Source organism: Pseudomonas grandcourensis (genome assembly GCF_039909015.1).
GTDB classification, from domain to species: Bacteria; Pseudomonadota; Gammaproteobacteria; order Pseudomonadales; family Pseudomonadaceae; genus Aquipseudomonas; species Aquipseudomonas grandcourensis.
On record NZ_CP150919.1, the window covers coordinates 3,479,465 to 3,498,362 of the forward strand.

The window sequence follows — 18,898 nt, forward strand, 5'->3', positions numbered from 1 at the left end:
CCGGAAAATGGCGGAAGGCAGCCGGAGTCGAACCTGCCCGGGAACGGATGCCGTCCCCAACCGGGTTTGAAGCCCGGCCGCGCCACCGGGCGCGATTGCCTTCCTTGAAACCATGCCTTTGAATCATGTCCCTGAATCAGTGCTCTGTGCGCTGGGCCAACGCACTGTCCAGGCGAATCTGCCGACGATCTCCAAAGCGTCGGGTCAGGCCGATACGGTCGAAGTATTCCAATATCTGGATACTGCGCTTGCGCCCCAGACCCACCGCATCACGAAACGCCGCCACCTGGATCACCGGGTTGGCGTTCGCCAGTTGCAACAGCATAGCCGCCAATCGGTGAATCACGCTGTCGGTGTAAAACAGGTCGCGCACCACCTGGTGCATCAAGCCCAGGCGCGCCATTTTGCGCAGCAATGCGCGGACGGTTGCTTCGTCATGTCCCAGGTTGCGCACCCAGGGCGGGTCGAATCCAGCCTGTTCGAATAGCGGCTGCAATTGTAGCCACAGGGCTTCATCCTCTTCGCTCAAGCGCACCTGGTGCCCGGGCAGGTGCAACCACGGACCGCTGCTGGTGATGTCGCCGCTGGCCAACAACTCATCGAGCAGACTGATGAACGTCGGGCGTTCCAGCGTGCTGCCGGTGAATCGACGCAGGCGATCCCGGTCCGGGCCCATCTGATCCGGTTCGAGTTCATGGAAACGCGCGAGCTGGTCCACTAAAGGCGCCTTCAAGGCTTCCCAACGGCTGGCACTGAACAGCAACGCGCCCTGGCGGGTGTCGATCAGGCGCACATCAGCGGGCAACACCCAACTGCTGCGCGGTCGGTTGAATTGCCGCTCCAGGCGCTGCGGATCGAGCCCTGTGTCGCTATGGGCCAGCAATGCCGGCAAAACATTTTCCAGCCCGGCACTGTTCGCTAGCGCCCCCAGTTGAGCCAGACGTTCGGGGCTGCGGCGTTGCCGGGTGGGGGCAAACGGGTCGAGCACCCGACCGCCGCCAAGGGTGCGTTGAGCACTCTGGTCACGCAGGATCAACGGATCGCCCTTCACCGCATGCACCGCTGTATTGAGCAGCAGTTGCGCAAACATCCGTCCACCCGGCGCCAGGCAGGTGCCTTCCAGCAAGGCGACGCGCCCGGTCACATCCTGAGTGCCGAGGTGCACGTGCACCGGTTGAAAGTGTTCGAAGGCCCGGGGTTCGCCGGCAAGCAACTGCATGTCGATGTCCAGGCGCTGGGTGGGCGCATACAGGCCTTCGGCGAGTAACCAGTGGCCGCGATGGATGTGTTCCAGGGCCAGCCGTTCGGCACTCAGGTTCAACGCCACGCGCTGGCCGGCAAAGGCGTGGTCGGTGGCCTGGTTTTGCGCGTGCAGGCCACGGATGCGCACCGGTTTGCCTTGTGGCCCCAACAGCAGGGTATCGCCCACCGCGACCTGGCCGGACAGCGCCGTGCCAGTCACCACGATACCGGCCCCGGCCACGCTGAAGGCCCGGTCGATCGCCAGGCGAAAACCTCCTTCGGTGCTGCGTTGCTGAACTTCACGCTGGGCTTGCAGCAATTGTTGACGCAGGGTTTCGATGCCCTCGCCGGTCACGCTCGACAGCGCAATCAGCGGTGCATCGGCATACGGCCCGGGCGCCAGCAAGGTACGGATCTGCTCGCGCACGTCCTGTACCCGGGCGCTGTCGACCCGGTCGCACTTGCTGATCGCCACCAGTGCCCGAGGGATGCCCAGCAACTGGACAATCGCCAGGTGCTCGCGGGTCTGCGGCATCACCCCGTCATCGGCGGCCACCACCAGCAACACCAGATCGATACCCTGCGCCCCGGCCAGCATGTTGTGGGTGAAGCGCTCATGGCCGGGAACGTCGATGAATCCGGTTAGCTGCGCATCTGCCTCCAGCGCGGCATACAGGTAGCCGAGGTCGATGGTCATGCCGCGCTCGCGCTCTTCGCGGCGCCGGTCACCTGCCTGACCGGTCAACGCCTGGAGCAGCGCCGTCTTGCCATGGTCGATGTGCCCTGCGGTGCCGACAATCACCCTGCCCGGCCCTCCACCTGTAATTGATCAAGCTGCGCCAGCCATGCCGGTTCGTCGTCCAGTTGCCGCAGGTCCAGCCACAGGGCGTCATCGTCAATTCGCCCCAGGACCGCAATCGGCAAGCGGCGAAAGGCCTCTTCCAGCGTCAACAGCGAGCGCCCGCGCAAGCGCTTGGACGTAAGAGGACGCAGACACAGTGCTGCACTGGCCAGCCGCGCCACCGGTTGGCTGCCGCTGCCGATCATGCCCAGCGCCGGCATGGCGCTGATGCTCCAGCCGTCACCCAGCACTTGGGCCAGCGCTGGCAGCAAACGCTCGGCTTGGGCGAGGATATCGGCCTGTGGTCGGGTCAACAGGCGCAGGCTCGGCAAACGCTCGGCCAGTCGGTCCGGGTTGCGGTACAAAACCAACACCGCTTCCAGGGCGGCCAGGGTCATTTTGTCGACCCGCAGCGCACGCTTGAGCGGATTTTTCTTGATCCTGGCGATCAGTTCCTTGCGGCCGACAATCACCCCGGCCTGTGGTCCGCCGAGCAGTTTGTCGCCACTGAAGGTAACGATGTCCGCGCCATCGAGCAGTGCCTGACGCACCGTCGGCTCAGCCGGCAAGCCCCAGCGGGTCAAGTCCAGCAGACTGCCGCTGCCGAGGTCTTCGAGCAGCGGCAAACCGTGCTGGTGGGCCAGTTGCGCCAGTTCGGCGGTCGGCACGCTGGTGGTGAAGCCTTGGATGCTGTAGTTGCTCGCATGCACGCGCATGATCAAGCCGCTACGCGGGCCGATGGCCGCCTCGTAGTCGCGGGCATGGGTGCGGTTGGTGGTGCCGACCTCAACCAGCTTCACCCCGGCACGGGCCATGATGTCGGGGATGCGGAAGGCGCCGCCGATTTCAATCAGTTCGCCCCGGGAAATAATCCCTTCCTTGCGCGCGCCCAGGCTGTTGAGGGTCAAGAGGACGGCTGCGGCATTGTTGTTGACCACGGTCACCGCTTCGGCGCCGGTCAGTTCGCGGATCAAGTCTTCGATCAGGTCGTCGCGGTCTCCGCGCTTGCCGCTGCGCAGGTCGAATTCCAGGTTGAGCGGATAACGCGCGGCCATTTGCACCGCCTCGATCGCTTCCTCGGGCAACAGCGCCCGGCCGAGGTTGGTGTGCAAGACCGTGCCGGTGAGGTTGAACACCCGGCACACATGGCTGCGATGCTGGATGGCCAATCGCTCGCCGACCCTGCCCGCCAGCACCTCGGAGCTGACTTCCACAGCTTCGAGCAAACCCTGCCGTACCCCTTCGCGCAGCTCATCCAGCAATAGCCGCAAGGCGCCCAGCAAGGCGTGGCGCCCATAGCGCTCGGCCAACGGCCGACACGCCGGGTGACGCAACAGACTGTCGATGGAAGGTAGACGCAGGGGTTGGCTGGCACTGCGTGCAGACATCTGGCGCTCCTGAAAACGAATGACCCTCGCGCCAGAGTGTAGACGCTGCGGTTATTCGTCTCCCGGCGCCAGCAACAGATTGGGTGCCAGACGCTGATAACCGTCCTGGCTCAGGCGCATGTCGAGCATCAGGCTGGACAGGTCGGTCGATAACGCTTCGGCGTCCGCATCGTTCTCCAGATAGAGCAACTTCAGATAACAGTTACAACCGGGGCAGATTTCAGCGCGCAACGGCGCCTGGTTGGCGGCATGGCGATCATCTTCAAGGCTGAGGTATTCCAGGCCCTTGCTCTGCTCGCAATACACGCACTTGACCCGCACCACATGCCACTCGCAGGCGCACAGCGAACAGACCAGGTAACGCAAGCCGTTGTGCTTGCCACGATGGCGGATGACCCCGGCCATGGCCGGTGAGCCACAGGCCGGGCACTGGCTGAGACTGTCGCCGGCGGTCAGTGCCAGGTTCGGCGTACTCAACAGCCAGTGGCTCCAGGCTGTTTGCAGCGCCGCGCCGAGAAACGGCACCAACGCGGCCGGCAGCAGCGAATACTGGCCGCTGACCAAGGCTACCGCCCAGCTACGACGTTGCCCGGCACCAGCCATGCGCAAGGTGTCCACGGCGTCGGCCACGGCGGATTGCGGCGGTGCGTTATAGCGCTGCAACAAAGCATCGAGGTAAAGCTGCCAATCGTCTTCGCGCGCCAGGCTGTCGGCCGCGAACGGCGGCAAGCCGTGTTGCTGGCACAATTCGATGCGTTGTCGGTCGAGGGGTGCGCTTGAGGGCGGGTCGTCCAGCACCTGTTGCTGCACCCGGCACAACCCGGCGATCAGGCGCAGGTAATCGGCCAGCGGGTGCCCTTCGGCCAGGGTTTCCAGGCGCTGGGCGCGCAGGCTGAATAGGTTATGCGGTGGCATGTACAGAAACGGCGGCGAACTGGCCGCCGCTTCGATTTCTCCAGGTTCGAGGATGGTTGGCAAATGTCAGCCCTTTTTAGTGATCGGTCGCTCGGGAGCTTCGTCGCGGGTCTCATCTTGAGTCACTTGGCGATACCAGAGTTCGTGATGTTTCCTGGCCCAGCCGCGGCTGACCCTGCCGTGCAACATGGCGCTGACCGAGCCCTTGATCCAGATGCCGGCGTAGATGTGCACGATGATGCTCAGGATCAGCACGAAACCGGCCAGCGCATGCAGCAACATCGCCCAGCGTATCGTGGTGATGCCGAAATACTCGCTGAAGTACGCACGCCAGATCACCAGCCCGCTGAACAACAGCACCAGCATGCACAGCAGTAAAGTCCAGAACAGCAGCTTCTGCCCGGGGTTGTATTTGCCGATGGGCGGGACGCCCTCCTCTTCATTTTTCATCACCCGGTCGATGCGCTTGAGCCACAGGCGATCATTGGCGATGAAGTAGTTGGCGCGCCAGAAGCGCAGCACCAGGCCGAGGAACAGCAGGAACATCAGCACGCCCATGAACGGATGCAGGATGCGTGTCCATGGCCCGCCGCCGAACAGGTTGCTCAGCCAGAACAGCGCCGGATGGAACAGCGCCAACCCGGACAGCCCGGCCATGAGGAACAGAATCGCCACCAGCCAGTGATTGGTGCGCTGATTGCTGGTGTAGCGCAGGATCGTCTTGTTGCTCATGGCCTGCCCTCCCCACGGGGATCGAAGGTATGCACCGACGGATCGACTTCATGCACGGCGGTGTCCGGCGGCTGCGGATGTTCATCCTCTTCGACGATTTGCGGGCCGACGCGCACGTAGTGGAAGAACCCGGCCAGCACCGCCGCGCCCATGGCCAGCAGCGCTAGGGGTTTGCTGATGCCTTTCCACAACCCCACCAACGGACTGATCGCCGGGTGATCGGGCAAGCCGGCGTACAGCCTTGGTGTATCGGCGTGGTGCAGCACGTACATCACGTGGGTGCCGCCGACGCCTTCGGGGTCGTACAGGCCGGCGTTTTCAAAGCCCCGGCTCTTGAGGTCGACGATGCGCTCGGCCGCATGCTCCTTCATGTCGTCCTTGGAGCCGAACACGATGGCACCGGTCGGGCAGGTTTTCACGCAGGCCGGTTCCAGCCCTACCGCCACCCGGTCCGAGCACAAGGTGCATTTGTAGGCCTTGTGATCCTTTTGCGAGATGCGCGGGATGTTGAACGGACACCCGGTGATGCAATAGCCGCAACCGATGCAATGATCCTGATCGAAATCGACGATGCCGTTGACGTGCTTGATGATTGCCCCCGGGCTGGGGCATGCCGCCAGGCAGCCGGGCTCGGCGCAATGCATGCAGCCGTCCTTGCGGATCAGCCATTCCAGGTTGCCGGCGTCGGTCTCGTGCTCGGTGAAGCGCATCAACGTCCAGGTTTCTGCGGTTAGGTCTTGCGGGTTGTCGTAGGTGCCATGGTTATGGCCGACCTCGTCACGCAACTCGTTCCATTCCGAACAGGCGACCTGGCAGGCCTTGCAGCCGATGCATTTGGTGGTGTCGATCAGCTTGGCGACTTCCTCCATGCCGCGCACCGAGGGTGCGGGTGTGGTGGTGGCCGAGCGGGCAATGATGTCTTGGCTGGCCATTTAGACTTTCTCCACGTTGACCAGGAATGACTTGGATTCCGGGGTCTGGGTGTTGCCATCGCCGAGGAACGGCACCAGGGTGTTGGTCAGGTAACCGTGGCGCGTAAGGCCGGTAAAGCCCCAGTGCAACGGAATGCCGATCTGGTGCACCACCTGATTGTTGACCTGCAGCGGACGAATCCGCTTGGTCACCACGGCCACCGCTTCGATGAAGCCACGCTTGCTGCTGACCCGTACCTTATCGCCTGCGACGATGCCTTTTTCCTTGGCCAGCACTTCGCCGATTTCCACGAACTGCTCCGGCTGGGCAATCGCGTTGAGCTTGCAATGCTTGCTCCAGAAGTGGAAATGCTCGGTCAGCCGGTAACTGGTGGCGGCGTACGGGTAATCCTTGGCCACGCCGAGGGAGTCCCACACCGAATCGAAGATCCGCGCCGCCGGGTTGCTGGTGGCTTTCTTGTTTTGCGGGTGCAGCGGGTTGATGCCGATCGGCGTCTCGAACGGCTCGTAGTGTTCGGGGAACGGGCCTTCGTTCATCTTGTCGACGGCGAAGAATCGGGCCACGCCCTCGGGGTTCATGATGAACGGGTTCATTCCCGCTTCCGGCGGTACGTCGGCCTTGTAGTCCGGCACGTCGGTGCCGCCCCAGGTTTTGCCGTTCCACCACACCAGGCGTTTTTTCGGATCCCACGGCTTGCCTTGCGGGTCCGCCGAGGCGCGGTTGTAGAGAATCCGCCGATTGGCCGGCCAGGCCCAGGCCCAGCCTTGATGCTGGTGCATGCCGTACGGGTCATTGTTGTCGCGGCGGGCCATCTGGTTGCCCAGTTCGGTCCAGCTGCCGCAGAAAATCCAGCAACCGGACGCCGTGCTGCCGTCATCCTTGAGTTGACCAAACCCGGCCAGTTGTGAATTGCCCTTGATTGCCGCGCCCGTCGCGTCGGTGAAGTCCGTGGTGGCGTAGCCGTTGATTTCCTTGGCCAGTTCTTCAGGCGAAGGCTCGTCGGGGATTTTGTACGCCCACGACAATTTGAGCATCGGATCGGGGTATTTGCCGCCATTGGCCTGATAGCGCTGGCGCAAACGCAGGAACAGCTCGCTCATGATGCGGATGTCGGTGCGCGCTTCGCCGGGGCCGTCCGCGCCCTTCCAGTGCCATTGCAGCCAGCGGCTGCTGTTGACCAGCGAGCCGTCTTCTTCGGCAAAGCAGGTGGTGGGCAGGCGAATGACTTCGGTCTGGATCTCGGCGCTGTTCACGTCATTGTACGGCCCGACCTTTTGCCAGAACTCCGAGGTTTCGGTGGCCAGCGGATCCATCACCACCAGCCACTTCAACTTCACCAACGCCAGCATCACCCGGTTTTTGTCCGGCAGCGCCGCGATAGGGTTGAAGCCCTGGCACATGTAGCCGTTGACCTTGCCCTGGCCCATCAGGTCGAACACCTTAAGGATGTCGTACTGGGGAATGTCCAGTTTCGGCAGGTAGTCGTAGGCCCAGTTGTTCTCGGCCGTGGCGTTGGCGCCGTACCAGGCTTTCATCAAGCTGACGTGGAATTTGCCGTAGTTCTGCCAGTAGGACAGTTGCCCCGGGCGCAACGGTTTTTGCGTGCGTTTGACGATGTAGGCGTTGTAGTCCTGTTCGGCATCGCCGGGTAACGTGAGGTAGCCCGGCAGTGAGTTGGACAACAAGCCCAGGTCTGTCAGCCCCTGGATGTTGGAGTGCCCGCGCAAGGCATTCACGCCCCCGCCCGGCATGCCGACGTTGCCCAGCAGCAGTTGAACCATCGCCGCGCTGCGGATCATCTGCGCGCCAGTCGAGTGCTGGGTCCAGCCCAGTGCATAGAGAATGGTCATGGTCTTGCCCGGCGTCGAGCAAGTGGCGATCTCCTCCCAGATTTTCTGCATGGCATCGACCGGCATGCCGCAGATCTGGCTCGCCAGGTCGATGTTGTAGCGGCTGTAATGCTGCTTCATCAATTGATAGACGCAGCGTGGGTCCTGCAGGGTCGGGTCGACTTTGGCAAAACCGTCTTCACCGAGCTCATAGCCCCAACCGGATTTATCGGTATAGAGACGCTTGGCCGCGTCGTAGCCGCTGAAGATCCCGTCCTCGAAGCCATAGCCGGCTCTGACGATGAACGACACGTCGGTGTAGTTGCGCACGTACTCGTGCTGGATCTTGTCCTCGGTCAGCAGGTAATTGATCAGCCCGCCCATGAAGGCGATGTCGGTACCGGTGCGGATCGGCGCGTAATAGTCGGCCACCGAGGCGGTCCGGGTAAAACGCGGATCGACCACGATCAGCCGCGCCTTGTTGTGCGCCTTGGCTTCGGTCACCCATTTGAAGCCGCACGGGTGCGCTTCTGCTGCGTTGCCGCCCATCACCAGGACCAGATTCGCGTTGGCGATATCGGTCCAGGTATTGGTCATGGCACCACGGCCGTACGTCGGGGCAAGACTTGCCACCGTCGGGCCGTGTCAGACACGCGCCTGGTTATCGAACCCCAGCATGCCGAGACTGCGAACCACCTTGTGGGTGATGTAGCCGGCTTCGTTGGACGCCGCCGATGCCGCGAGGAAACCGGTGGTCAGCCAGCGGTTCACCGTTTGGCCCTGGGCGTTCTTCTCGACGAAGTTGGCGTCGCGGTCGGCCTTCATCAGGTCGGCGATGCGATCGAGGGCTTCATCCCAGGAGACGCGGGTCCACTCGGTGCTGCCGGGTTTGCGCACCTGCGGGTATTGCAGGCGGCCGGGGCTGTGAATGAAGTCCAGCAGGCCTGCGCCTTTGGGGCACAGGGTGCCGCGGTTGACCGGGTGGTCGGCGTCACCTTCGATGTGGATGATGTTTTGCGCGACATTCTTCGACGTATCGCCCTGGCTGTACATGATCAAGCCGCAACCGACCGAGCAATACGGGCAGGTGTTGCGGGTTTCATGGGTGTGGGCGAGCTTGAAGTGACGCACCTGTTCGGCAAAGGCAACCGTCGGGGCCATGCCCAACGCGCCCAGGCTAGAGCCTGCAAGGCCGATACCGGCGACCTTGAAGAACTGACGACGGCTGAGATCCATCGTGCACTCCTGATCAGGTGGAACCCGGAACATGGCCGGGCTTTTTTGAACAACCACGGTCGGGGCAGTCTGGCTGCCGACACTACAAACTGTAGTCAATGCTGTCGAATTCACCATGACAGCCGACTGTCGGGCGATTCCCCGATGCGAGCCAGGGCATCCAACCTGTGGGAGCGAGCCTGCTCGCGAAGAGGCCGGCAAATCCGGCATTAATGTCGACTGACACTACGCCTCGCGAGCAGGCTCGCTCCTACAGGGATTGGCGCTTATCATGGCAGCCATGTTTAACCCGGCCTTTATGAGATTTGCGCATGACTTTCGATTTTGATCAGGTGTTCGACCGCCATAACACCGGCAGTACCAAGTGGAGCCGCTACCCGGCCGACGTGTTGCCGATGTGGGTCGCCGACATGGATTTCGCCGCGCCGCCGGTGATCATCCAGGCCCTGCAAAAGCGACTGGAACACCCGATGGTCGGCTACAGCGTGGCCCAGGATGACCTGCGCGAGGCAATCGTTGCCGACCTCTGGAACAAGTACGCCTGGCGCGTCGAGCCCCAGGAGCTGATTTTCCTGCCGGGTGTCGAGTCCGGTTTCAACATGGCGTTGAAGGCACTGGTGCAGGCGCCACAGAACGTCGTGGTCCAGGTTCCAAACTACCCGCCGCTGCGCCATGCGCCGGGCCACTGGGGTCTGAACAAGGTCGAACTGAATTTCGATGGGCAAGCCGACGGCACCTACACCACGCCGCTCGATACCCTCAGTCAGTCGCTGCAAGGCGGTGGCGCACTGCTGCTGAGCAACCCGCACAACCCGCTGGGCAAGGCCTTCCCCCGCGCAGAACTGCAAGCCATTGCCGACATTTGCCTTGAGCACGATGCCTGGATCATTTCCGACGAGATCCACGCCGAGTTGTGCTTCGACGGTCGCCAGCACATTCCCATGGCGACCCTGAGCCCGCAAGTCGCCCAGCGCACCATCACGCTGATGTCGGCGAGCAAGGCCTACAACATCGCCGGCCTGAAGACCTCGTTCATGATCATCCAGGACCGTCACCTGCGCGAGAAGGTCAACCACGCGCGTTGCGGCATGGTCGACAGCGTCAATCCGCTGGGCATGGAAGCCACCCGCGTCGCCTACAGCGAAGCCGCGCCATGGCTGGCCGAGTTGAAGGTCTACCTGCAAGGCAACCGCGACTTCCTCGCCGAGGCCGTGCGCACCCGCCTGCCGGGCATCACCATGAACCTGCCGCAAAGCACCTACCTGGCATGGCTCGACTGCACGGCACTGGGGCTGGACGACCCGCAGCAGTTCTTCCTCGAACAGGCCAAGGTGGGTTTGAGCGCCGGCCTGGACTTCGGCGATGACTGCAAACAGTTCGTACGCCTGAACTTCGGCTGCCCACGCTCGCTGCTGGAAGAAGGCATTGCGCGGATGGAGCGCAGCTTGCGCCATCTCAAGGCCTGACCCGCCTCTGGCCCGCGCAACCGCCGCCTCACTTCATTGCCAGGGCAATGATTTCCACCAGGTTGAGTTGGGTAAAAGGTTTCGACAAACGTGGCAGACGCGCGGCAAAGCCTTCCAGCCGTTCGGCATAACCGGTGGCGAGGATGATCGGCACGCTCGGTCGCAAGAGACTGATGGCATTGGCCAGTTGCGCGCCACTCATCTGTGGCATGGCCATGTCGGTGATCACCAGATCGATCTCCGGTTCACAGCTGAACAGCTCCAGCGCCCTGGCGCCGGAAGCCGCGCTGATGACCCGGTGCCCAAGGTCCTCGAGCAGCAGGCTGGTGCTGGTCAACACCAGGCTGTCATCGTCCACCACCAGTACGCACAGCCCAGGCACTGTCACGGCCACCGCTTCGGCGACCGGTTGCACCGCTGCACCACGGGTCGCGACCGGCAACCAGAGTTCGGCGCTCGTGCCATGGTCCTTCCGGCTCTTGAGGATGAAGCGTCCGCCCAGTTGTTCAATCAAACCGTGAACCATCGACAACCCCAGGCCCGTGCCTTTGCCGACGCCCTTGGTGGTAAAGAACGGGTCCATCGCCGAGGCCAGCGTGGCTTCATCCATGCCCTCGCCGGTATCGGCAATGCTCAGGCAGACATAACGCCCCGCGGCCAGGGATGAGGCACCGTTGTCGGATAATTCCTCGGTCCTGGCATTGAAGGTGATGGTGCCGCCGTGGGGCATGGCGTCACGGGCATTGGTTGCCAGGTTCAGTACGGCCAGCTCCAGTTGATTGACGTCTGCCATCACCGGTTCAAGATCCTCGGGAAAGCGCGTTTCGATTTTCACCGAAGGCCCCAGGGAACTACGCAACAGCCCGGAAATGCCGTCCACCAAGGTCGGTATCCGCACCGGTTCCGACTTGAGCTCCTGGCGTCGGGCAAACGCCAGCATGCGCTGGGTCAGGGAAACCCCGCGCAAGGCACCCTGGGTGGCGTTGTCGATCAGGCGGGTTACTTTGGGATCGTCCGTCACACGTTTGCGCACGATTTCCAGATTGCCGAGGATCACCGTCAGCAGGTTGTTGAAGTCGTGGGCGATCCCGCCGCTGAGCTGGCCGATGGCCTGCATTTTCTGCGCCTGGAACAGGGCCTCACGGGTTTGCTCCAGCGCCTGCTGCGCCTGGGTGACTTCAGTGATGTCCCGGGTGATCTTGGCAAAACCGAGCAAGGTGCCGGTGTCACCCCGGATCGGATCGACAATGACATGGGCGAGGAACCGCGTACCGTCCTTGCGCACCCTCCAGCCCTTGTTTTCAAAGCGCCCTTCACGAACGGCGATGTCCAGCGTCCGTTGTGGCTCGCAGGCATCGCGATCCTCCGGGGTGTAGAACATCGAAAAATGCTGGCCAATGACCTCTTCCGGCAAGTAACCCTTGATGCGCTGGGCGCCCGGGTTCCAGTTGCTCACCCGTCCGTCCGGGGAAAGCATGTAGATCGCATAGTCAGTGACACTCTGCACCAGCAGGCGGAACTGCTGCTCGCTTTGCTTGAGGATTTCCTCGGCCATTTTGCGATCGGTCAGGTCCCGGGTGATCTTGGCGAAACCCAGCAAGGTACCCGACGGGTCGAAGATCGGATCGATGACCACATGGGACCAGAAATGCGTGCCGTCCTTGCGCACCCGCCAACCTTCGCCCTCGAAACGCCCTTCACGAATCGCCGTGTCCAGTGCCCGCTGGGGCAAGCCGGCTCGCCGATCGTCATCGGTGTAGAAGCGCGAGAAATGCTGACCGAGGATTTCCGCCTCCTCATAGCCCTTGAATCGCCTGGCGCCGGCATTCCAGCTGGTAATGACGCCGTCGGGATCAAGCATGTAGATCGCATAGTCAATCACCGCGTCGATCAATAGCCGAAAACGACCGTCTTCGATGGCACTGACCCTGGTTCGATCTTCGCTCATTGATCCCACCGCCTCATGGTTTCACTGGAGTATGGGTCATACCGGGATTTTGGAAAGCCCACCAACGCGGCAGCAACTGCCTGACCTTGCTCTCGCCAAAACGGTCGTCGATCAACATCACCACCCCTTGATCCTGTTGCGTACGGATCACCCGCCCAGCGGCCTGCACGACTTTCTGCACACCGGGATAAAGGTAGGTGTAGTCATAACCGGCACCGAAAATCGCGGCCATGCGCCGTTTCAGTTGCTCGTTCACCGGATTGAGCTGCGCCAGCCCCAGCGTGGCGATAAACGCGCCGATCAACCTGGCGCCGGGCAAATCGATGCCTTCACCGAAGGCCCCGCCCAGCACCGCAAAGCCGATACCCTGGCCGTCGGCGTGAAACTGATCGAGAAACTGCTGACGCTGCGCTTCGGCCATGCCTCGGGACTGCGACCACAGACTGATGTGCGGATGCTTCTCGGCCAGTAACTGCGCCACCTGCTGCAAATAATCGAAGCTGCTGAAAAACGCCAGGTAATTGCCGGGGCGCTCACTGAACTGCCTGGCGATCAAGTCCACGATCGGTTCCAGAGACGCCTGGCGATGTACGAACCGTGTGGAGATCTGGTCGACGATGTGCACTTGCAGTTGATCGGCGTGAAACGGCGACTCGACGTCGATGCATACGGTGTCCGCCGGTGTGCCCAGCAAATCGGCGTAATAGTGCCGGGGGCTGAGGGTCGCGGAGAACAGCACCGTGCTACGCGCGGCGGTCAGGCGCGGGCGGATGAACCCGGCAGGGACCACATTGCGCAGGCACAGCTGCGAGAGGTTGCGCTGGCGCTCGAGGTCGCGCTTGCTGATGTCGAACAGGAACTGCTCATCGAACAGTTCGGCCACCCGGCAAAAGTGCAGCATGTCGAAGTAAAACCCCTGCAATGCGCTGTCCATGCCTTGAGGGTGATCGTTGAGGTAGTCACCGATGCCGGCGCTGCACGATGACAGTGCCTGAAGCAGCTTTTCCGGCGCCTTGTCATAGGCTTGATAGGCGCCGGTTTGCGCATTATTCAGGGCGTTCCACTCGCGATTGACCCGCTGCAGCAGTTTTTTCAGCACTTCGGGTGCGGTTTTGCGCACGCCGTTGAAGGTCGCCTGATCGAGGCTGGCGCTGTACATCTGCCGGCCGCGCTCCACCAGGTTATGGGCTTCGTCGACCAGTACCGCGACCTTCCAGTTGTTGCCCTGGGCCAGGCCGAACAGCAGCGCGCTGAAGTCGAAGTAATAGTTGTAGTCGGCAACCACCACGTCGGCCCAACGCGCCATTTCCTGGCTCAGGTAATACGGGCAGACATCGTGCGCCAGGGCGACCTCGCGCAAGGCGCTCTGGTTCAACAGGCTCAGTTGGCTGGCCGCTTGCCGTGCGGCGGGCAGGCGATCGTAGAAACCCCGGGCCAGTGGACAGGACTCGCCGTGGCAGGCTTTGTCCGGGTGTTCGCAGGCCTTGTCCCGGGCGATCATCTCCAGCACCCGCAACGGTGGCGCATCGGCGCTGGCGAGTATCACTTGCGCGGCGTCCAGGGCCAGTTGGCGCCCCGGGGTCTTCGCCGTGAGGAAAAACACCTTGTCCAATTGCTGTGGCGCCAGGGCCTTGAGCATGGGGAACAAGGTGCCCAGGGTTTTACCGATGCCCGTGGGCGCCTGGGCCATCAGGCAGCGCCCCGTGCTGACGGCCTTGAACACCGACTCGGCCAGATGGCGCTGCCCCGGTCGAAAACCGGCATGGGGAAAGGCCAGGCCCTGGGCGGCCAGATTGCGCCCTTCTCGATGGGCGACTTCCTGTTCGGCCCATTGCAGGAACAACGCACAATGCCGTTCGAAGAATTGTTGCAGCTCGCTGGCATCGAAAGATTCGACCAGGCAGGTCTCCTTTTCGCTGACGATGTCGAAGTACACCAGCGCGAGGTTGATCTGTGGCAGATCCAGCTTCCGGCACATCAACCAGCCGTAGATTTTCACCTGAGCCCAATGCAATTGGCGGTGGTTGGCCGGTTGTTTGCTCAAGTCGCCGCGGTAGGTCTTGACCTCTTCCAGGCAGTTTTGCCCGGGGTCATAGCCATCCGCCCTGCCCTTGACCGTCAAGGTCTGATACTGGCCCTCAAGGGCGACTTCGCTTTGATAGCCCTCGCTGCGCCGCGAGGCCACCGTACGGTGCCCGACGATACCTTCCAGCGCGGTCGGTGACGGTGTGAAGCGCAGATCGAGGTCGCCGACCTTGGCGGTGAACTCGCACAGCGCCCGCACCGCAATGCTGTAGCTCAATCGTCCTGCTCCGCCCATTGCACGTAGCACACGGCGATCGGCATCTGGTGTTCATGGCAGAACTCCAGCCAGCGCAACTGGTTGTCCTGCAGGCGATCGCCCGGGCCCTTGACCTCAATCATGCGGTAGGTCTTTTGCTCCGGCCAGAACTGGATCAGGTCCGGCATGCCGGCGCGATTGGCCTTGATGTCCAGCAGGAGGCGGTTGAACCAGTGCTTGAGGTGCTCGGCCGGGAGGCAATCGAGGGCTTGCTCCAGCAACTCTTCGCTGAGCACGCTCCAGAACACGAACGGCGACTGCACGCCCCACTTGGCGGCATAACGTTCGCGGATGGTCTGCCGATAGCGCCCGTCGTCGAGCTCGGCCAGGCACTCCTGAAACAGTTCGGCCCGGCGGACCTGGAAGTCTTCGCTGAGCAGATCTACCGGCCCGCGCTGGAACGGGTGAAAAAACGCCCCCGGCAAAGGCGCGAAAATCGCCGGCCAACACAGCAGGCCAAACAGTGAATTGACCAGGCTGTTTTCCACGTAGTGCACCGGCGCCGACTCTTGCGCCAGATGCGCCTGAACGTAGTACTCCACCGATAACGCCGGGTCTGTCCTGGGCAATTGCAGGTCCAGGCGTAGCATTTCCCGGGGCGTTGCCCGCTTGATGGGCGGCCCGCCGAGCTTGCGCCGCAGGCGTGGCAGCACGCGGAGCAACTGCTGGTGTTCGGCGGCGCTTTCCGGTGCCTGCTCGGCCTGTACGGCCAGGTCCATGGCCTGCTCGAACTGGCTGCTGCGTTCCAGAACGCGAATGAGCCGCGCCCGCGCGCCGGGATAAGCGCATTCGCGGTACAGGTTCAGGGCCATGGAGAAATCCGCGATGCGTTCGCAGTACTGGGCCATCTGGAACAGCAGCTTGCCGCGCCGGCGTTGCAACCACGGATTATCCAGCGCCAGGCCCTTGATCCGTTCGGCCACCTCTTCCAGCGCTTCACCGGCCTCGAATTGTTGCTGATACGCGTGCAGGAGGACGCAGGCATCTACGTCTTCGCGACTGCGCAAGCCACGGGACTCGGTGCAGAACTCGACTTTTTCGTAGGTGTAGATACCCAGGTCGGCCAACACGAACTCCGACCAGTCCTGATACAGGTTGCCGAAAAACATCAGGCGCAGGCGATCGCACAATTGCATGATGGTCAGGCTGAACAGACGCTCGTCCAGGGTCGGGCACCAGTCGTTGAAGCTTTGCGCCTGGGGAAATTGCTCGCACAGCGCCAGCAACCAATCGGCTTTCTTGCCTTTGGGTTGATCGATTGCCGGACCAAAGGCCTGGAGGATTTCACCCTTGAGCAGCACCTCGAACAGCGCTTCGACCGTCAACGGCATTCGCTCATCGACCCAACCGAGCGCTAACAGCGGCTCGACGGCACAGCCGGTATCGCCAATTTCCTGGTAATGCAGTTTGCTCGCCCTGAAATGAACGCCCTTGCGCATGACCATTCTGACCAGCAACGCCTGCGATTCACGGGGCAACCGCTTAAACTCATTAATGAAGCGCTGCTCGTCGACGCTCAGCACATCGGCAAAGCGCTGTTCAAGCCAATCAAGCACTTGCATGAAGTTGTTCAAGTAATAGAACGGATCGTCGAGGGGATTTACGGTCACTGGAAAATGGGCCATGGCGATTGATACTGGTTATGCATACAGATACCAGTTCCACGCCGCGTGGCGCAATCGGAAAAGGATAAATGGCGGCGCTGTCCGGTATTTTCCCAACTCAGTAGAACTTTCTGCCCCCTGGCGGCACCAACCGCCATAGAAGTGCAGTGACAGCCTCGAGCTGATGGCGCTGCTTTAAACGTAAGGGAGGTGATCATGGACATCAAGACATTGGGCTTGCCCCTGGCTGCAGCGGCCCTGCTGGCGCTGGCAGGTTGCTCGACACCAACGGTGGTGACGCTGCAGAACGGTACTCAATACCTGACCAAAGACATGCCGAAAACCAAAACCAAGGACGGGTTCTTTGAGTTTGAGGACATTTCCGGTGCGATGGTGAAGGTCAGGGCCGATGAAGTGGCGACGATTCGCGAAGAAGAAGACTGACGTTTCTCCTGGCACGATGTGGCAGGTTTCGAGCACTGCTTTACACTCGATAGACCCCGTGCGACCGAATGACTGTGCAACGCTTCGACACAGGCGTTGCAATACGGGCATCACGCAAAGACTCAGGTGACGCCGAAATGAAAATGGTCATGCCACTTCTGGCCTCTGTGCTCGCCGTCAGCGCGTGCGTGACGGCGAACCTGTGTGACGCCGCCACAAAGGCAAAACCCAAGCCAAAGCCCTTGCCAACGTACAAAACCAGTTTCGATTGCGCCAACCCCCAGGCATCCGCCGAAAAGCTTGTCTGTCACGACGCTCAACTGGCGAGCATGGACCTGGAACTCAATCGTCTTTATCTGCTGGCGCTCACCGACGAACACTCAGTGCCGCGCCCGAATAAAGTCGAAATTGATCAGCGGTTCTGGACTGAGTCCCGTAACCAGTGTGATGGCGGGACTCAAGCAAAAGCGTGCGTCATCCGAAGTTATGCCGAACGTGCGTTCCAACTGCGCCAGGGTTCGGCCATTGCGAGAACCAAGGACCCAAGCCGGCTCACCGAAGGCCCGTTGGCTTATCGTTGCGCGGGGTTTAACGCATTGGTTGCCGCGACCTTCTTTAAGGTCGAGCCGGGCGTGGTGTTCCTGAAATGGGCGAACACCTCGGTGACGCTGAACCAGGTGCCCGACAATTCCGGAACCCGGTACACGGGAAAGGATTACAAAGGCAGCTTCAGCTTCTGGCAACTCGGCGATGACGTGTTTTTCCAGATACCCGGCTCCGGCCAGATGAGTTGCGCAGCCGAGCCGGCCGGCTGATAAGGATGGCAACGGGACGTCCTGTCCCGAATGCCTGACCAGGTTTTCAGCTACCGGTGCGAATCTTGTTCCACACTCGCGTGCGAATCCGGTCGATGTTCAATGGCATGGCTTCCAGGGCAAACAGCTTGCCCATCATTTCCGGGCTTGGGTAAACCTTGGTGTCGTTCTTGATGGCCGGGTCGATCAGGTTGTCGGCCTGTTCATTGCCATTGGCGTAATGCACATAATTGCTGATGCCGGCCATGACGTCCGGGCGCAGCAGGTAGTTCATGAAGGCGTAACCGGCCTTTTCATCCAGGGCATCGACCGGCATGGCAACCATGTCGAACCAGATCGCCGCGCCCTCCTTGGGAATCGAGTAGCCGATTTCGATGCCGTTCTTGGCTTCCCTGGCGCGGTTTTCTGCCTGCAGGATGTCACCGGAGAAGCCGACCGCGACGCAGATATCGCCGTTGGCCAGGTCGCTGGTGTACTTGGACGAGTGGAAATAGCTGACATACGGCCGCACTTTCATCAGCAGGGCTTCGGCCTTTTTGTAGTCTTCCGGGTTCTTGCTGTGATGCGGCAGCCCGAGGTAGTTCAACGCCGCCGGCAGCAATTCGGGGCCATTGTCGAGGATGGCCACCCCGCACTTCTGCAACTTCTGCATGTTCTCGGGCTTGAAGATCAGGTCCCAGGAGTCCACCGGGGCGTTGTCCCCCAGCACGGCCTTGACCTTGGCAATGTTGTAGCCGATGCCGGTGCTGCCCCACAGGTACGGAAAGCCGTGCTCGTTGCCCGGATCATTGGTCTGCAACGCCTTGAGCAACACAGGGTTGAGGTTCTTCCAGTTCGGCAGCTGACTCTTGTCGAGTTTCTTCAGCGCGCCGCCTTCAATCTGCCGGGCCATGAAGTGGTTGGACGGGAACACCACGTCGTAGCCGGATTTGCCGGTCATCAACTTGCCATCGAGGGTTTCGTTGCTGTCATAGACGTCATAGGTAACGTCGATGTCGGTTTCTTTCTGGAAGTTTTTCGTGGTGTCTGGCGCGATGTAGTCCGACCAGTTGTAGATCTTGACGGTTTCGGCGGCCTGACTGATCGATGCAACCAGCATCAGCGGGGCCAGAGTCAGTGTCTTTCGCAGCATGAGTCGATTCCTGTAGGTTTTTTTTGTTGGCA

13 protein-coding genes and 1 tRNA gene are annotated in these 18,898 nt (G+C 61.7%); 3 read left to right on the forward strand and 11 right to left on the reverse strand.

Going from position 1 to position 18,898, the window contains the following annotated elements:
* Window positions 1–8: 8 nt before the first annotated feature.
* The 7 genes from AABM52_RS15525 to fdnG all read right to left on the reverse strand — a co-directional run bounded on the left by AABM52_RS15525 (window position 9) and on the right by fdnG (window position 9,116).
* Window positions 9–104: transfer RNA gene (locus AABM52_RS15525), tRNA-Sec, on the reverse strand.
* 32 nt (window positions 105–136) lie between these two features.
* Window positions 137–2,044, reverse strand: a complete 1,908-nt coding sequence (gene selB / locus AABM52_RS15530; RefSeq protein WP_347906622.1) for a selenocysteine-specific translation elongation factor — start codon at window positions 2,042–2,044, stop codon at window positions 137–139.
* Complete coding sequence (selA, locus tag AABM52_RS15535; RefSeq protein WP_347906623.1) at window positions 2,041–3,471, reverse strand: L-seryl-tRNA(Sec) selenium transferase; 1,431 nt, start codon at window positions 3,469–3,471, stop codon at window positions 2,041–2,043. The genes selB and selA overlap by 4 nt, the downstream gene beginning before the upstream one ends.
* A 51-nt stretch (window positions 3,472–3,522) precedes the next feature.
* Window positions 3,523–4,449, reverse strand: coding sequence for a formate dehydrogenase accessory protein FdhE (gene fdhE, locus AABM52_RS15540; protein ID WP_347906624.1), 927 nt, complete (start codon window positions 4,447–4,449; stop codon window positions 3,523–3,525).
* Between the two features lie 3 nt (window positions 4,450–4,452).
* Window positions 4,453–5,118 carry a formate dehydrogenase subunit gamma gene (locus tag AABM52_RS15545; RefSeq protein WP_347906625.1) on the reverse strand — a complete coding sequence of 222 codons (666 nt, stop codon included), beginning with the start codon at window positions 5,116–5,118 and terminating at the stop codon, window positions 4,453–4,455.
* Window positions 5,115–6,050 carry a formate dehydrogenase subunit beta gene (gene fdxH / locus AABM52_RS15550; protein ID WP_347906626.1) on the reverse strand — a complete coding sequence of 312 codons (936 nt, stop codon included), beginning with the start codon at window positions 6,048–6,050 and terminating at the stop codon, window positions 5,115–5,117. The genes AABM52_RS15545 and fdxH overlap by 4 nt, the downstream gene beginning before the upstream one ends.
* Window positions 6,051–9,116 (reverse strand): formate dehydrogenase-N subunit alpha, encoded by a 3,066-nt coding sequence (fdnG, locus tag AABM52_RS15555; protein ID WP_347906627.1) that lies wholly within the window; start codon window positions 9,114–9,116, stop codon window positions 6,051–6,053.
* A gap of 311 nt (window positions 9,117–9,427) precedes the next feature.
* On the opposite strand from fdnG, the gene AABM52_RS15560 reads away from it, so the two are divergent.
* Window positions 9,428–10,582 carry a PatB family C-S lyase gene (locus AABM52_RS15560; RefSeq protein ID WP_347906628.1) on the forward strand — a complete coding sequence of 385 codons (1,155 nt, stop codon included), beginning with the start codon at window positions 9,428–9,430 and terminating at the stop codon, window positions 10,580–10,582.
* Between the two features lie 28 nt (window positions 10,583–10,610).
* Here AABM52_RS15560 and AABM52_RS15565 read toward each other — a convergent pair whose 3' ends face one another.
* Genes AABM52_RS15565 through AABM52_RS15575 form a run of 3 tightly spaced genes read right to left on the reverse strand, consistent with a single transcriptional unit; the run spans window position 10,611 to window position 16,496 of the window.
* Complete coding sequence (locus tag AABM52_RS15565) at window positions 10,611–12,530, reverse strand: PAS domain S-box protein (RefSeq protein ID WP_347906629.1); 1,920 nt, start codon at window positions 12,528–12,530, stop codon at window positions 10,611–10,613.
* Between the two features lie 13 nt (window positions 12,531–12,543).
* A complete protein-coding gene (locus AABM52_RS15570) occupies window positions 12,544–14,832 on the reverse strand; it encodes an ATP-dependent DNA helicase (RefSeq protein ID WP_347906630.1) in 2,289 nt (762 codons plus the stop codon).
* A complete protein-coding gene (locus AABM52_RS15575) occupies window positions 14,829–16,496 on the reverse strand; it encodes a VRR-NUC domain-containing protein (RefSeq protein ID WP_347906631.1) in 1,668 nt (555 codons plus the stop codon). The genes AABM52_RS15570 and AABM52_RS15575 overlap by 4 nt, the downstream gene beginning before the upstream one ends.
* Before the next feature lie 195 nt (window positions 16,497–16,691).
* On the opposite strand from AABM52_RS15575, the gene AABM52_RS15580 reads away from it, so the two are divergent.
* On the forward strand, window positions 16,692–16,919 hold the full coding sequence (locus AABM52_RS15580; protein WP_347906632.1) for a YgdI/YgdR family lipoprotein: 228 nt from the start codon (window positions 16,692–16,694) through the stop codon (window positions 16,917–16,919).
* A 137-nt stretch (window positions 16,920–17,056) separates the two neighbouring features.
* Window positions 17,057–17,734, forward strand: coding sequence for an MliC family protein (locus AABM52_RS15585; RefSeq protein WP_347906633.1), 678 nt, complete (start codon window positions 17,057–17,059; stop codon window positions 17,732–17,734).
* Between the two features lie 46 nt (window positions 17,735–17,780).
* Here AABM52_RS15585 and AABM52_RS15590 read toward each other — a convergent pair whose 3' ends face one another.
* Window positions 17,781–18,866 (reverse strand): polyamine ABC transporter substrate-binding protein, encoded by a 1,086-nt coding sequence (locus tag AABM52_RS15590; RefSeq protein WP_347906634.1) that lies wholly within the window; start codon window positions 18,864–18,866, stop codon window positions 17,781–17,783.
* Window positions 18,867–18,898 lie beyond the last annotated feature (32 nt).

Coding starts and splice junctions, on each gene's coding strand:
- selA (WP_347906623.1), bottom strand. CDS start 3,471: ATGTCTGCACGCAGTGCCAGCCAACCCCTGCGTCTACCTTCCATCGAC.
- AABM52_RS15545 (WP_347906625.1), bottom strand. CDS start 5,118: ATGAGCAACAAGACGATCCTGCGCTACACCAGCAATCAGCGCACCAAT.
- fdxH (WP_347906626.1), bottom strand. CDS start 6,050: ATGGCCAGCCAAGACATCATTGCCCGCTCGGCCACCACCACACCCGCA.
- AABM52_RS15560 (WP_347906628.1), top strand. CDS start 9,428: ATGACTTTCGATTTTGATCAGGTGTTCGACCGCCATAACACCGGCAGT.
- AABM52_RS15565 (WP_347906629.1), bottom strand. CDS start 12,530: ATGAGCGAAGATCGAACCAGGGTCAGTGCCATCGAAGACGGTCGTTTT.
- AABM52_RS15575 (WP_347906631.1), bottom strand. CDS start 16,496: ATGGCCCATTTTCCAGTGACCGTAAATCCCCTCGACGATCCGTTCTAT.
- AABM52_RS15580 (WP_347906632.1), top strand. CDS start 16,692: ATGGACATCAAGACATTGGGCTTGCCCCTGGCTGCAGCGGCCCTGCTG.
- AABM52_RS15585 (WP_347906633.1), top strand. CDS start 17,057: ATGAAAATGGTCATGCCACTTCTGGCCTCTGTGCTCGCCGTCAGCGCG.
- AABM52_RS15590 (WP_347906634.1), bottom strand. CDS start 18,866: ATGCTGCGAAAGACACTGACTCTGGCCCCGCTGATGCTGGTTGCATCG.